The sequence below is a fragment of the Streptomyces sp. NPDC008163 genome (genome assembly GCF_042956885.1).
Taxonomy (GTDB): domain Bacteria; phylum Actinomycetota; class Actinomycetes; order Streptomycetales; family Streptomycetaceae; genus Streptomyces; species Streptomyces drozdowiczii_A.
Genome location: NZ_JBIBHG010000001.1, coordinates 748,863 through 761,484 on the forward strand (window position 1 = coordinate 748,863; position 12,622 = coordinate 761,484).

The window sequence follows — 12,622 nt, forward strand, 5'->3', positions numbered from 1 at the left end:
CGCGTACCGCCCACCGGGTGTTGGTTGGATGGGCGCCGTGAACACCGACGCCACCACCCCCCGTACCGAGACCGTCGAGACCGGGACCGGCACCGCCCGGATCACCTGGCTGGACGCCCCCGGACCCCGCCTCGTGCTCGCCCTCGGCCACGGCGCCGGCGGCGGCATCGAGGCCCGCGATCTCAAGGCCCTCGGCGCCGCCCTGCCCGCGCACGGCGTGACCGTCGCCCTCGTGGAGCAGCCCTGGCGGGTGGCCGGCAAGAAGCTCGCGCCCGCCCCGAAGACCCTGGACACCGGCTGGCGCGGACTCTGGCCGGCCCTCGCGGCGCCCGGGCTGCCGGTCGTCGCCGGGGGACGCAGCGCCGGGGCCCGGGTGGCCTGCCGCACCGCCGCGGAGCTCGGCGCCCGGGCGGTCCTGGCGCTCAGCTTCCCGTTGCACCCGCCGGGCCGCCCCGAGAAGAACCGCGCCGACGAGCTGCTGGGCTGCGGGGTGGACGCGCTCGTCGTGCAGGGCGGCAACGACCCCTTCGGGAAGCCCGCCGAATTCCCGCCCGGCGACTACCGGATCACCGAAGTGCCGTACGGCGACCACGGCTTCTCCGTACCGAAGCGGTCGGGGCTCACCGAGGAGCGGGCGATGGAGATCCTCACCGCGTCCGTCACCGCGTGGCTGGCGGAAACGGCGTGACACGCGCCCCTCGCGCGCCCGGGAATGCCCGGCCCGGGGCCGCTGTTGTTCCGGACATCGGTACGCCAACGTCGTAAGTGGAGAGGGAGTCCGTCGTATGGGTTCGACCATCTGCCCGCGTCGCTCGAACGCTGCTGACCTGGAGTGGACGGTCCTTCACGCGGCCAAGACCACTCCCGAGCGGTCACTCGGCGGAACGGATCGACAGCCCGCGCCGGACCAAGGTCGACTATTCTCCGATTCGAGCGGGTCCGGTTTCGGCTCCGCCCCAGCGTTGGAGGAGGTGGGTCCGGTCACAGGGACCGACACAGGGACCGACGACGGCCGCCCGCAGGAGACGACGGCCGAGCGCAACGCGCGTTTCGAGCGCGACGCCCTCGGTTTCCTCGACCAGATGTACTCGGCAGCCCTGCGCATGACGCGCAATCCCGCGGACGCCGAGGACCTGGTCCAGGAAACGTACGCCAAGGCGTACGGCTCCTTCCACCAGTTCCGTGAGGGCACCAACCTCAAGGCGTGGATGTACCGCATCCTCACCAACACCTTCATCAACTCGTACCGCAAGAAGCAGCGCGAGCCCCAGCGCAGTGCCGCCGAGGAGATCGAGGACTGGCAGCTGGCCCGCGCCGAGTCGCACATGTCGACCGGTCTGCGCTCCGCCGAGTCCCAGGCCCTCGACCACCTGCCCGACTCGGACGTGAAGTCCGCGCTCCAGGCGATCCCCGAGGAGTTCCGCATCGCGGTCTATCTCGCCGATGTCGAGGGCTTTGCCTACAAGGAGATCGCGGACATCATGGGGACTCCCATCGGTACGGTGATGTCCCGACTGCACCGGGGCCGCCGCCAACTGCGCGGCATGCTGGAGGACTACGCCCGTGACCGCGGGCTCGTCCCGGCCGGCGCCGGGGAGTCGGACGATCGGAAAGGCTCGGGCTCATGAGCTGCGGAGAGCCGCACGAGACGGAGTGCGCAGAGGTCCTCGACCACCTCTACGAGTTTCTCGACCGGGAGATGCCCGACAGCGACTGCACCAAGTTCGAGGAGCACTTCGTGGAGTGCTCCCCCTGCCTGGAGAAGTACGGCCTCGAACAGGCCGTCAAGAAGCTGGTGAAGCGCTGCTGCGGTCAGGACGACGTGCCGGCCGACCTGCGCTCCAAGGTGATGGGCCGCATCGACCTCATCCGCTCGGGCCAGGCGGTCCCGGAACAGGACGTCACGGTCTCCGGCCCCGAGGTGCCGAGCGCCGCCAAGGAGTGACCCTCCGCTTCACCCGAACGTGCTAATCGCCCCCAACGGCACCCGCCCGGATCGCCCCGCTCGTTAGCGTGGCCCCTCCACGAGCGGAGCTGGGGGGCGAGCGAGGGTGAGAGCCACACGCGGGGCGGCGCGGGCCCATATCGGTGCCGTCGCCCTCGGCGCGGCCCTGTGCGCCGCGCCCGCCCTGCGCCCCGGCACCCCGTGGACCACCCTCGGTCTGCTCGCCGGGCTCTACCTCGCCTGCGAACTCCTCGGCCGCCGGCCCTTCCCGGTCGGCGCCGTGGGCGCGGGCTCCTTCTTCCCGCTGCTGCTCGCCGCCGCCTTCCTGCTCCCGCCCGCGGCGGCGGCGCTCGTCGCCGTCCCCGGGTCCCTCGCGGGCCGGGCCGGCAAACCCCCCTTCGCCGCCCGCCGGATCTGGCGCGCCGCCGAACCGGCCGTCGCCGTCTGGGCGGCCGCCCGCGTCCACGCGCTGCTCGGCGGGCCCGCCGCGCTCGGCAGCCCGCCCGACCTGCCCTACGCGCTGCTGCCCGTCTGCGCGGCGACCCTCGCCTTCAGCGTCGTGCTGGCCGTCCTCGACGGCTCGATCCTGCTCGTCGCGGAACAGCTGCCGGTGCGCCGGGCCTGGCGCGGGCTCCTGCCGCGCTCGCTCGCCCCCCACCTGGTGCACGGCCTCGCCGGACTGCTGATGGCCGTCCTCTGGAACAGCTCGTACGGGCCGCTCGCCGCGCTTTTCGTGCTGCTGCCCATGTACATCTCCTGCTGGGTCTACGCCCAGTACCACCGCGAGCACGCCGCGCACCGGGCCACCATCCGGGCGCTCGTCCAGGCCGTCGACATCAAGGACACCTACACCCGGGGCCACAGCGAACGGGTCGGCCGCGCCTCCGTCCTCATCGCGCACGAACTGGGCCTGGACCGGGAACGCGTCGAGGTCCTCCGGTTCGCCGGCATCCTCCACGACGTCGGCAAGCTGGGCGTGCCGACCCGTGTCCTGCGCAAGGACGGCCCCCTCACCCCCGAGGAGCGGCGCGTCATCGAGCTGCACCCGGAGTACGGGCACGAGATCGTCCGGGGCATCGGCTTCCTCGGCGAGGCCAGGGCCGCGATCCTGCACCACCACGAACGCCTCGACGGCAGCGGCTACCCGTACGGGCTCTCCGGCCGGGGCATCCCGGAATGCGCCCGCATCGTCGCCGTCGCCGACGCCTTCGACGCCATGACCTCGACCCGGTCCTACCGGCGGGGCCGGCCGGTCCCGGTCGCCGTGGAGGAGCTGAAGCGGTGCGCGGGGACGCAGTTCGACCCCCAGATGGTGCGGGCCCTGGCGCGCGGCCTGGAGCGGTACGGCTGGTTCGGGGCCGTCACGGCGGACGACGCGCAGCTGCCACCTCCGCGCGAGGCGGACGGCGGCCGGGGCGCCGGAGGTGCCGCGGCCGTCAGGGCACCGCTCGGCCCGGGCCCCACCGCCAGGCCCGGGCCGCCGGCCGGCCCCGACCCGACCGACCGCACCGAGGGCCCCCGGTGACCCCGGGCCCCGTCGCCCTCGGCGTGCGCGGCGCCGCCCTCGTCCTCGCCGTCGCCGGGCTCGGTCACACGCTGTGGCGCGGCGTCCACGATCCGGGGCACGCCCTCGCCTTCGGCGCCCTCATCACCATCGGGGAGCTGGCCCGCTGGGGCGCCCTGCCCGGGGAACGGGAGCCCGCGCCCCTCGGGGCCGCCGGAGCCCTCGCGTACGCCCTGCTCGGGCGCAGCGGCGGGCAGCCCACCAGTCACGGGGTCCTCCAGGTCGTCGCGGTCCTCGCCGCCGCCCAGCTCGTCGCCTCGGTGCCGCAACTGGCGCGGGGGGACGGGCCGGGCGCCGACCAGGTGGCCCGGCGGCTGCTCACCGTGACCTTCGCGGCGGTCTGCTTCCAGCCGCTGTACAACGCGGGCCTCAGCGAGACGTGGTTCGGCGACGGTCCGTACTACGCGGCCTTCCTGCTCCTGCTGCTCGGCCTGACCGCCCTGTGCGACGCCGTGCTCGCCGCGCTCCTGCTGCGCGCCCGCACCCTGCCGCGCGGCTCCCGGGCCGCCCTGGGGCCTGTCCGGCGGATCTTCCTGGGCCCGCGACGATCCGCCGGACAGGCCCCCGCCCCGTACGGGCCGCTGCTCCGCGACGAGCTGCGGGGGCTCATCGGCATCGGCTCGGCCGTCTGCGCGACCGGCGCGGTCATGGCGCTCGGGGTGGCCGCCGCCGGGCTGTGGGCGCTGCCCGTGCTCTGCGTACCGCTGCTGCTCACCCAGCTCTCCTACCGCAGGTTCGCCGCCGTGCGCACCACCTACCGGCAGACCATCGCCTCGCTCGCCCGGTCCACCGAGATCGCCGGCTACACCCCGCACGGCCACGCCCGCCGGGTGGCCGAGCTGTGCACGGCCGTCGGCCGCGAGATGGGCCTGACCGGGCCGGAGCTCACCGTCCTGGAGTACGCGGCGCTGATGCACGACATCGGCCAGCTCTCGCTGGTCGACCCGGTGCCGGACGGGGCGACGGCCCTGCTGCCGGCCGCCGAGCAGCGCCGGATCGCGCTGCTCGGGGGTGCGGTGGTCCGGCAGACCGGGGTGGACGCGAAAGTCGCCGTCGTGGTGGAGCGGCAGGCCGACCCCTATCGCGAGCAGCCGCTGTCCGCCAGGATCGTCCGGGCGGTGAACGCATACGACGACCTCAGCGGGGAAAGCCTCTCGGGGCCACTGGGTGCGCTGGAACAGCTCAGGCTCGGCACCGGGCACGACTACCAGCCGCAGGTGGTGGAGTCACTGGCCCGGGTTCTGGCCCGGGGCGGTCTGACCCCCGTCCCGCCCGGGTAACCGATGGGTAATGAGCGGGCGTCCGGCCCGGCATGGTTGGATGCGAAGAGAGCGGTAGAACGAGGGTGTCCAGTCGGGACAGGCGGGAATCGTGAGGATCTTCGGGAAGGTACGGCATCGGCCGTCCGCCTCTTGGCGGCAGGCCACGGACCGCGCGTTCACGCTGATCGGCGACGGCCGGTACGAGGACGCGGGGGCGCTGCTGACACGCGCGGCGGACCTGGAGCCCTGGCTCTCCGAGTCGTGGTTCAACCTGGCGCTGCTGCACAAGTTCCGGCACGACTGGGAACAGGCGAGGGCCGCCGGGCTGCGGGCCGTCGCCCTGCTCGACAAGGAGTCCGGAGCGCCGGACTGGTGGAACGTGGGCATCGCCGCGACCGCCCTCCAGGACTGGCCGCTGGCGCGCCGCGCCTGGCAGGCGTACGGGCTGAAGGTGCCCGGCGGCGGGCAGCAGACCCCGGCCGCGGGCAACGAGCCGGTCGGCATGGAGCTGGGCAGCGCCGCGGTACGGCTGTCGCCGGAGGGCGAGGCCGAGGTCGTGTGGGGCCGGCGGCTCGACCCGGCCCGGATAGAGGTGCTGTCGATCCCGCTGCCGTCCTCCGGGCGCCGCTGGGGCGAGGTCGTGCTGCACGACGGAGTGCCGAACGGCGAACGGATCACCGCGGCGGGCCCGTCCTACCCGGTGTTCGACGAGATCGAGCTGTGGGCCCCGTCGCCCGTGCCGACCTGGGTGGTGCTGCTCGAAGCGGCCACGGAGGCGGACCGGGACGCGCTGGAGCAGCTGGCCTCGGACGCCGGTTTCGCCGCCGAGGACTGGTCCTCGTCGGTGCGGCTGCTGTGCCGTTCCTGTTCGGAGAGCCGGATGGAGAGCGACGAGGGCGACGGCGAGCACCTGGACCCGCACGACCACAGCGAGCCGGGCCACCCGGGTCCGCTGGGTCATCGCACGGCCGGTGAGCTGTGGGTTCCGGAGCGTGAATGCGGCCTGGCGGCCCCGGCCGGACTGGTGCGCGGACTCCTGGACGGCTGGGTGGCGGACAGCCCGGACAGCCGCGAGTGGCGCGATCTCGAAGAAGTCTGCTGAGCGCTGCCCGTAGGCTGTGTACGCATCGATTCGGGTTTTGAGGAAGGCGTACGGCGGACATGGCGCAGCAGGAGACGGACGAGCAGGTCAGCGTCGACGAGGAGGGCTTCCTCATCGACACCGAGGACTGTGAGGCGCGCGAGACGGCACACCGCGAGCGCGGTACCTCCCGTCCGATCACGGTCGTGGGCAACCCGGTCCTGCACAAGGAGTGCAAGGACGTCACGGAGTTCGGCGACGAGCTGGCCGCGCTGATCGACGACATGTTCGCGAGCCAGCGCACGGCGGAGGGCGTCGGCCTGGCCGCCAACCAGATCGGCGTCGACCTCAAGGTCTTCGTCTACGACTGCCCCGACGACGAGGGCGTGCGGCACGTCGGCGCCCTCTGCAACCCGGTCCTGGAGGAGCTGCCGCCCGAGGCGCGCGTCCTGGACGACTCCGGCGAGGGCTGCCTGTCCGTGCCGACGGCGTACGCCAAGCTGGCGCGCCCGGACTACGCGGTGGTGCGCGGCCAGGACGCGCAGGGCAATCCGGTCCGGGTGCGTGGCACGGGCTACTTCGCGCGCTGCCTCCAGCACGAGACGGACCACCTGTACGGGTACCTGTACATCGACCGGCTCTCCAAGCGCGAGCGCAAGGACGCGCTGCGGCAGATGGCGGAGAACACCCCGCGCTACGAGGTCGTCCCGAACGACTGAGCCTTGACGGCGAACGCGGCGCGGGCCCGTCCCGCGCCGCGTTCGTTTCTCCGTCAACACCCGTTTCTACACGCGTAGTTGACGGGCTCCCCGTCATCCGCCAGGCTCGTGCACCACACCTTCGACAGCGGTAGGGAGCCCCCGTGATCAGACGTTCCGCACGACTCCTGCTCAGCCTTGTCATGACCATGGCCTTTGCGCTGGGCGGTGCCGTGGTCACCGCCGGCACCGCGCACGCCGACGGCTGCTACACCTGGACCCGCACCCTGCAGTCCGGCGCCACCGGCGACGACGTCAAGCAGCTCCAGATCCGGGTCGCCGGTTACCCCGGCTACAACTCGGTCCTGGCCATCGACGGCTCGTACGGCCCTGCCACCGCCGCCGCCGTCAAGCGCTTCCAGACCGCGTACGGGCTGGCCGCCGACGGCGTCGCGGGCCCCGCCACGCAGGCCAAGATCTACGCCCTCCAGGACAACGACTGCACCCCGGCGCACTTCACGTACGCCGAGATGAACCGCTGCAACAGCACCTGGTCGGGCGGCGCGGTCTCGGCGGCCACGGCGAAGGCCAACGCGCTGAGCACCATGTGGAAGCTGGAGGCGCTGCGCCACGCGCTCGGCGACCGGCCCATCACCATCAACAGCGGATTCCGCTCGACGTCCTGCAACAGCGCCGTGGGCGGCGCCTCGAACAGCCGCCACTTGTACGGTGACGCGGCCGACCTCGGCGGGATCGCGTTCTGCACCCTCGCCAAGGAGGCCCGCAACCACGGCTTCAACGGCATCCTCGGCCCTGGCTACCCGGACCACAACGACCACGTCCACGTGAACCAGGGCCCCAGCCACTACTGGTCCGCGCCCAACTGCGGTATCTGACCGACGCGATGGGGGCCCGCCGTCCGTCGGCGGGCCCCCATCGCGGTGTGCCGCCCCGGCCCGCAGCGGTGTGCCGCCCTCGTCTGCACCGCCGCGCTGCCCGGCCTCAGGCTGGTCTTCGCGCCGGTCGCGAATGATCCGATGCGCTCAGCTCGCCTCAGGCCGCCTCGGTGATGGCGGAAGGCCCCCGGAAGGTGCGCCGGTACGCCTGTGGCGTGGTGTCCAGTGCCCGGACGAACTGGTGGCGCAGCGCCGCCGCCGTCCCGAAGCCGGTCCGGTCGGCGATGGTGTCGATGGTTTCGTCGGATGTCTCCAGGAGATGCTGGGCCAGCAGGACGCGCTGGCGCAGCAGCCAGCGGTACGGAGTGGTCCCGGTTTCCTGCTGGAAGCGGCGGGCGAAGGTGCGCGGCGACATGTGCGCCCGGTCCGCGAGCTGTTCGACGGTCATCTCGCGGTCGAGGTGGCGCTCCATCCAGGCGAGTGTGTCGCCCACGGTGTCGCACCGGGTGCGCGGCAGCGGCCGCTGGATGTACTGCGCCTGCCCACCGTCCCGGTGCGGCGGCACCACCATCCGCCGGGCGATGGTGTTGGCGGCGGCCGGCCCGTACGCCTGGCGGACCAGGTGCAGGCAGGCGTCGATCCCCGCCGCCGTCCCCGCCGACGTGGTGACCGGCCCGTCCTCCACGTACAGCACGTCCGGCTCGACGACGGCCCCGGGGAAACGGCGGGCCAGGTCGTCGGCGTGCCGCCAGTGCGTGGTGCAGCGGCGGCCGTCCAGCAGCCCGGCCGCGCCCAGGAGGTAGGCCCCCGAGCAGACGCTGAGCACCCGGGCACCCCGCTCCACGGCCCGGCGCAGGGCGGTCAGGACCTCCGCCGGGAACTCGCGCTCCCCGAAGCGGCTGCCGGCCGGTACGGCGACGAGGTCGGCCTCCTCCAGCCGGTCGAGGCCGTAGGGGGTCCGGATCGTGAAGCCGGCGTGCGTCCGCAGCTCGGGCCCCTCGCCGGAGACCACCGCGAAATCGTGCACCGGCAGGCCCTCGTCGCTGCGGTCGAGGCCGAAGACCTCGCAGAGCACGCCGAGTTCGAAGGGGTGGACGTCATCGAGCATCAGGGCGGCGACATTGTTCAGCATGGAATCAGTGTGGCAGTAATTCGATGTCCTATGACAGTCCTGCCACTGCCGCTTCCGTGCCGGAACGAGGACAGTAGAGGCATGAACACATTCCAGAACTTCCTCGGCATTTCCGCACTTTTCGCCCTCGTCCTGCTGCCGGCGCTGGTCGGCATGGCCCGCGAGCGCCGCATCGACCGCGAGCTGCGCGAAGCGGAACAGGACCGGAGTACCCGCCCACCGCGAACGGCGGACGCCGCACGGCCGGTGGGGGCCGCACGGCGTCCGTACGTCAGGAGCTGGGCGAGAATCTAGTCCCCCTAGGGGGTGTCGGCCTAGAAGTCGTCGTCGAAAGCGACCGTGCCCTCGACGGCCACCTGGTACGCCGACGGGCGCCGCTCGAAGAAGTTCGTGAGCTCCTGGACCCCCTGGAGCTCCATGAACGAGAACGGGTTCTGCGATCCGTACATCGCCGGGAAGCCCAGCCGGGTGAGCCGCTGGTCGGCGACGCACTCCAGGTACGCGCGCATCGACTCGGTGTTCATGCCGGGCAGGCCGTCGCCGCACAGGTCGCGGCCGAACTGCAACTCCGCCTCGACGGCCTCCTTCAGCATGTCGGTGACCTGCTGCTGGAGGGAGTCGTCGAAGAGCTCCGGCTCCTCCTTGCGGACCGTGTCCACCACCTCGAACGCGAAGTTCATGTGCATGGTCTCGTCGCGGAAGACCCAGTTGGTCCCCGTGGCGAGGCCGTGCAGCAGCCCGCGCGAGCGGAACCAGTACACGTACGCGAAGGCGCCGTAGAAGAACAGCCCCTCGATGCAGGCCGCGAAGCAGATCAGGTTCAGCAGGAAGCGACGGCGGTCCGCCTTCGACTCCAGCCGGTCGATCTTCTCCACCGAGTCCATCCAGCGGAAGCAGAACTGCGCCTTCTCGCGGATGGACGGGATGTTCTCCACCGCCGCGAACGCCGCCGCGCGGTCGTCCGGGTCGGGCAGATAGGTGTCGAGCAGCGTCAGATAGAACTGGACGTGCACGGCCTCCTCGAACAGCTGCCGCGACAGGTACAGCCGCGCCTCGGGGGAGTTGATGTGCTTGTACAGCGTCAGCACCAGGTTGTTCGCGACGATGGAGTCACCGGTCGCGAAGAACGCCACGAGGCGTCCGATCAGGTGCTGTTCGGCGGGCGTCATCTTCGCGAGGTCCGCCACGTCGGAGTGGAGGTCGACCTCCTCGACGTGCCAGGTGTTCTTGATCGCGTCCCGGTAGCGCTCGTAGAAGTCCGGGTAGCGCATCGGGCGCAGGGTCAGCTCGAATCCCGGGTCGAGCAGGTTCTTCTCGGTGGTGACGGCGGTCATTACTGGCAGGCCTCGCAGGACTCGGGGTTTTCCAGGGAGCAGGCGATGGCGTCCGCGTCGGGCGCCTGCGCCTGCTGTGCGGGGACGGCGGCGGCGGCCGGCGCGGCACCGGACGCGGCACGGGCGATCCGGGTCGCCGGACGCGACCGCAGGTAGTACGTCGTCTTCAGGCCCTGCTTCCAGGCGTACGCGTACATCGAGGAGAGCTTGCCGATCGTCGGCGTCTCCAGGAACAGGTTGAGCGACTGGCTCTGGTCGAGGAACGGCGTACGGGCCGCCGCCATGTCGATCAGGCCGCGCTGCGGGATCTCCCACGCGGTGCGGTACAGCGCCCGCACGTCCGCCGGGATCCAGGCGAAGCCCTGCACCGAGCCGTTCGACTCGCGCAGCGCCTCACGCGTCCGCGCGTCCCACACGCCGAGCCGCTTCAGCTCGTCCACCAGATAGCCGTTGACCTGGAGGAACTCACCGCTCAGGGTCTCCCGCTTGAAGAGGTTCGAGACCTGGGGCTCGATGCACTCGTAGACACCCGCGATCGAGGCGATCGTCGCGGTCGGGGCGATGGCCAGGAGCAGCGAGTTGCGCATCCCGGTCTTCGCGATCCGGGCCCGCAGGGCGTCCCAGCGCTCCGGCCAGTTCAGCTCCGTGTCGTAGTGGTCGGGGTGCAGCACCCCGCGCGCGGCCCGGGTCCCGGACCAGGCGGGCAGCGGACCCGACCTCTCCGCGAGGGCGCAGGACGCCTCGTAGGCGGCGAGCATGATGCGCTCGGCGATCTTCGTGGAGAGCGCCCGGGCCTCGGGGGAGTCGAAGGGCAGCCGCAGCTGGAAGAAGACGTCCTGGAGCCCCATCGCACCCAGGCCCACCGGCCGCCAGCGGGCGTTGGACCGGCCGGCCTGCTCGGTCGGGTAGAAGTTGATGTCCACGACCCGGTCGAGGAAGGTCACCGCGGTCCGCACGGTGGCGTCCAGCCGCTCCCAGTCGATCGAGCCGCCCTCGACGAACGCGCCGAGGTTGACCGAGCCGAGGTTGCACACGGCCGTCTCGCCGTCGTCGGTCACCTCCAGGATCTCGGTGCACAGGTTCGAGGAGTGCACGACCCTGCCCGGCTCGGCGGTCTGGTTCGCGGTGCGGTTGGAGGCGTCCTTGAACGTCATCCAGCCCTGCCCGGTCTGCGCCAGGGTCCGCATCATCCGGCCGTACAGCTCGCGGGCCGGCATGGTCTTGCGGGCCAGGCCCTTCGCCTCGGCCGCCCGGTACGCGGCGTCGAACTCGTCGCCCCACAGGTCGGTCAGCCCGGGCACGTCCGCCGGGGAGAACAGCGACCAGGTGCCGTCCGCGTCGACGCGGCGCATGAACTCGTCCGGGATCCAGTGCGCCAGGTTCAGGTTGTGCGTGCGGCGCTGGTCCTCGCCCGTGTTGTCGCGGAGCTCCAGGAACTCCTCGATGTCCGCGTGCCAGGTCTCCAGGTAGACCGCGGCGGCGCCCTTGCGCCGGCCGCCCTGGTTCACGGCGGCGACGGAGGCGTCCAGCGTCTTGAGGAACGGCACGATGCCGTTGGAGTGGCCGTTGGTGCCCCGGATCAGCGAACCCCGGGCGCGGATGCGGGAGTACGAGAGGCCGATGCCGCCCGCGTGCTTCGACAGCCGGGCCACCTGGTGGTAGCGGTCGTAGATCGAGTCCAGCTCGTCCAGCGGCGAGTCCAGCAGATAGCAGGAGGACATCTGCGGGTGGCGGGTGCCGGAGTTGAAGAGCGTCGGCGAGGACGGCAGGTAGTCCAGCCGGCTCATCAGTCCGTACAGCGCGGCGACCTCGTCCAGCGCCCGCTCGGAGGTGTCCTCGGCGAGCCCGGTGGCGACCCTGAGCATGAAGTGCTGGGGGGTCTCGATGACCTCGCGGGTATGCGGGTGGCGCAGCAGATAGCGGCTGTGCAGGGTGCGGAGCCCGAAGTACCCGAAGCGGTCGTCGGCCCCGTCCGCGAGGGACCGCTCGACCAGGGCGTCCAGGGCGGCCGCGTGCAGGGTGACGAAGGCGGCGGTGCGGTCCGCGATCAGGCCCTCGCGGTGGCCCACGGCGACCGAGGCCGAGAACGAGGTGGCGCCCTGCCCCGCGGCCTCGTCCGCGATGGTCCGGGTGAGCAGCCGGGCGGCGAGGCGGGAGTAGGCGGGGTCCTCGGAGATGAGGCCCGCCGCGGCCTCGGTGGCCAGCGAGCGCAGCTCCGCCTCGTCCGACCGGGCGTTGCGGCCGCGCAGTGCGGCGGCGGCGACGCGACCGGGGTCGGTGTCGGGCAGGTCGGCGGTGAGTTCGGTCAGGGTCCGCAGCAGTGCGGTGCCGGGTCCGTCGCCCGCGGTTCCCGTTGCTTCGGCCGCTGAGACCGGATCGGCTGGCGCGATGGTCACGTGGTGCTCTCCCTCGCTCGGCTCCGGCCCGGCGGGGAGCGGGGGCAGCCGGGCAGGAGGGGGCCCGGGCGGGGCGGCACTCCGTGCGGCGTCCACCGGCCCATCCCACGAGGCCCGGACGTCTGGGCATCCGGTTCGGTCGAGCCGGATGCGCTGTCGGCAGGTCCTCGGACTCCACGGATGCACCAAAGCGCACCGAATACACCGTTGCGGGACAGTTCCGGATTCACACCGGATTCCCCTGCGGCGACAGCGAGCATGAGCATACATGTGGGGGCCGTCCTGTCGGGCGGCCCCCACATGTTGTGTCGCGT

Annotated in this window: 12 protein-coding genes and 1 riboswitch; of the genes, 9 read left to right on the forward strand and 3 right to left on the reverse strand. The window is 72.3% G+C overall.

Features of this window, described 5'->3' with window-relative positions; genetic code table 11:
• Nucleotides 1-28: 28 nt before the first annotated feature.
• From ACFZAT_RS03595 to ACFZAT_RS03630, 8 genes are all read left to right on the forward strand, one after another.
• Nucleotides 29-688 carry an alpha/beta family hydrolase gene (locus ACFZAT_RS03595; RefSeq protein WP_391259396.1) on the forward strand — a complete coding sequence of 220 codons (660 nt, stop codon included), beginning with the start codon at nucleotides 29-31 and terminating at the stop codon, nucleotides 686-688.
• A gap of 283 nt (nucleotides 689-971) precedes the next feature.
• Entirely contained in the window at nucleotides 972-1,628 is a 657-nt protein-coding gene (locus ACFZAT_RS03600) for a sigma-70 family RNA polymerase sigma factor (protein ID WP_018105559.1), read from the forward strand.
• Complete coding sequence (gene rsrA / locus ACFZAT_RS03605) at nucleotides 1,625-1,945, forward strand: mycothiol system anti-sigma-R factor (RefSeq protein ID WP_073964051.1); 321 nt, start codon at nucleotides 1,625-1,627, stop codon at nucleotides 1,943-1,945. Before ACFZAT_RS03600 ends, rsrA begins: the two co-directional genes overlap by 4 nt.
• Nucleotides 1,946-2,051: 106 nt before the next feature.
• Nucleotides 2,052-3,470, forward strand: a complete 1,419-nt coding sequence (locus tag ACFZAT_RS03610; protein ID WP_391259400.1) for an HD domain-containing phosphohydrolase — start codon at nucleotides 2,052-2,054, stop codon at nucleotides 3,468-3,470.
• On the forward strand, nucleotides 3,467-4,789 hold the full coding sequence (locus ACFZAT_RS03615) for an HD domain-containing protein (RefSeq protein WP_391259402.1): 1,323 nt from the start codon (nucleotides 3,467-3,469) through the stop codon (nucleotides 4,787-4,789). Before ACFZAT_RS03610 ends, ACFZAT_RS03615 begins: the two co-directional genes overlap by 4 nt.
• A 91-nt stretch (nucleotides 4,790-4,880) precedes the next feature.
• Nucleotides 4,881-5,873, forward strand: coding sequence for a hypothetical protein (locus tag ACFZAT_RS03620; RefSeq protein WP_147970808.1), 993 nt, complete (start codon nucleotides 4,881-4,883; stop codon nucleotides 5,871-5,873).
• Nucleotides 5,874-5,932: 59 nt separating this feature from the next.
• A complete protein-coding gene (gene def / locus ACFZAT_RS03625) occupies nucleotides 5,933-6,571 on the forward strand; it encodes a peptide deformylase (protein ID WP_391259406.1) in 639 nt (212 codons plus the stop codon).
• Between the two features lie 143 nt (nucleotides 6,572-6,714).
• Nucleotides 6,715-7,446, forward strand: a complete 732-nt coding sequence (locus ACFZAT_RS03630; protein ID WP_391259409.1) for a D-Ala-D-Ala carboxypeptidase family metallohydrolase — start codon at nucleotides 6,715-6,717, stop codon at nucleotides 7,444-7,446.
• A 157-nt stretch (nucleotides 7,447-7,603) separates the two neighbouring features.
• Here ACFZAT_RS03630 and ACFZAT_RS03635 read toward each other — a convergent pair whose 3' ends face one another.
• Nucleotides 7,604-8,578, reverse strand: a complete 975-nt coding sequence (locus tag ACFZAT_RS03635) for a helix-turn-helix domain-containing protein (RefSeq protein WP_391259410.1) — start codon at nucleotides 8,576-8,578, stop codon at nucleotides 7,604-7,606.
• Nucleotides 8,579-8,659: 81 nt separating this feature from the next.
• Here ACFZAT_RS03635 and ACFZAT_RS03640 point away from each other — a divergent pair, with 81 nt between their 5' ends.
• Nucleotides 8,660-8,872 (forward strand): hypothetical protein, encoded by a 213-nt coding sequence (locus tag ACFZAT_RS03640; RefSeq protein WP_391259413.1) that lies wholly within the window; start codon nucleotides 8,660-8,662, stop codon nucleotides 8,870-8,872.
• A gap of 20 nt (nucleotides 8,873-8,892) precedes the next feature.
• On the opposite strand, the gene ACFZAT_RS03645 is transcribed toward ACFZAT_RS03640, so the two are convergent.
• Together ACFZAT_RS03645 and ACFZAT_RS03650 are read right to left on the reverse strand one after the other, a co-directional pair.
• Nucleotides 8,893-9,912: a ribonucleotide-diphosphate reductase subunit beta gene (locus ACFZAT_RS03645; protein WP_391259416.1), complete on the reverse strand. Its 1,020-nt coding sequence runs from the start codon at nucleotides 9,910-9,912 to the stop codon at nucleotides 8,893-8,895.
• On the reverse strand, nucleotides 9,912-12,308 hold the full coding sequence (locus ACFZAT_RS03650; RefSeq protein ID WP_391259419.1) for a ribonucleoside-diphosphate reductase subunit alpha: 2,397 nt from the start codon (nucleotides 12,306-12,308) through the stop codon (nucleotides 9,912-9,914). The genes ACFZAT_RS03645 and ACFZAT_RS03650 overlap by 1 nt, the downstream gene beginning before the upstream one ends.
• Nucleotides 12,309-12,448: 140 nt before the next feature.
• Nucleotides 12,449-12,581: riboswitch (cobalamin riboswitch) on the reverse strand.
• Between the last annotated feature and the right edge of the window lie 41 nt (nucleotides 12,582-12,622).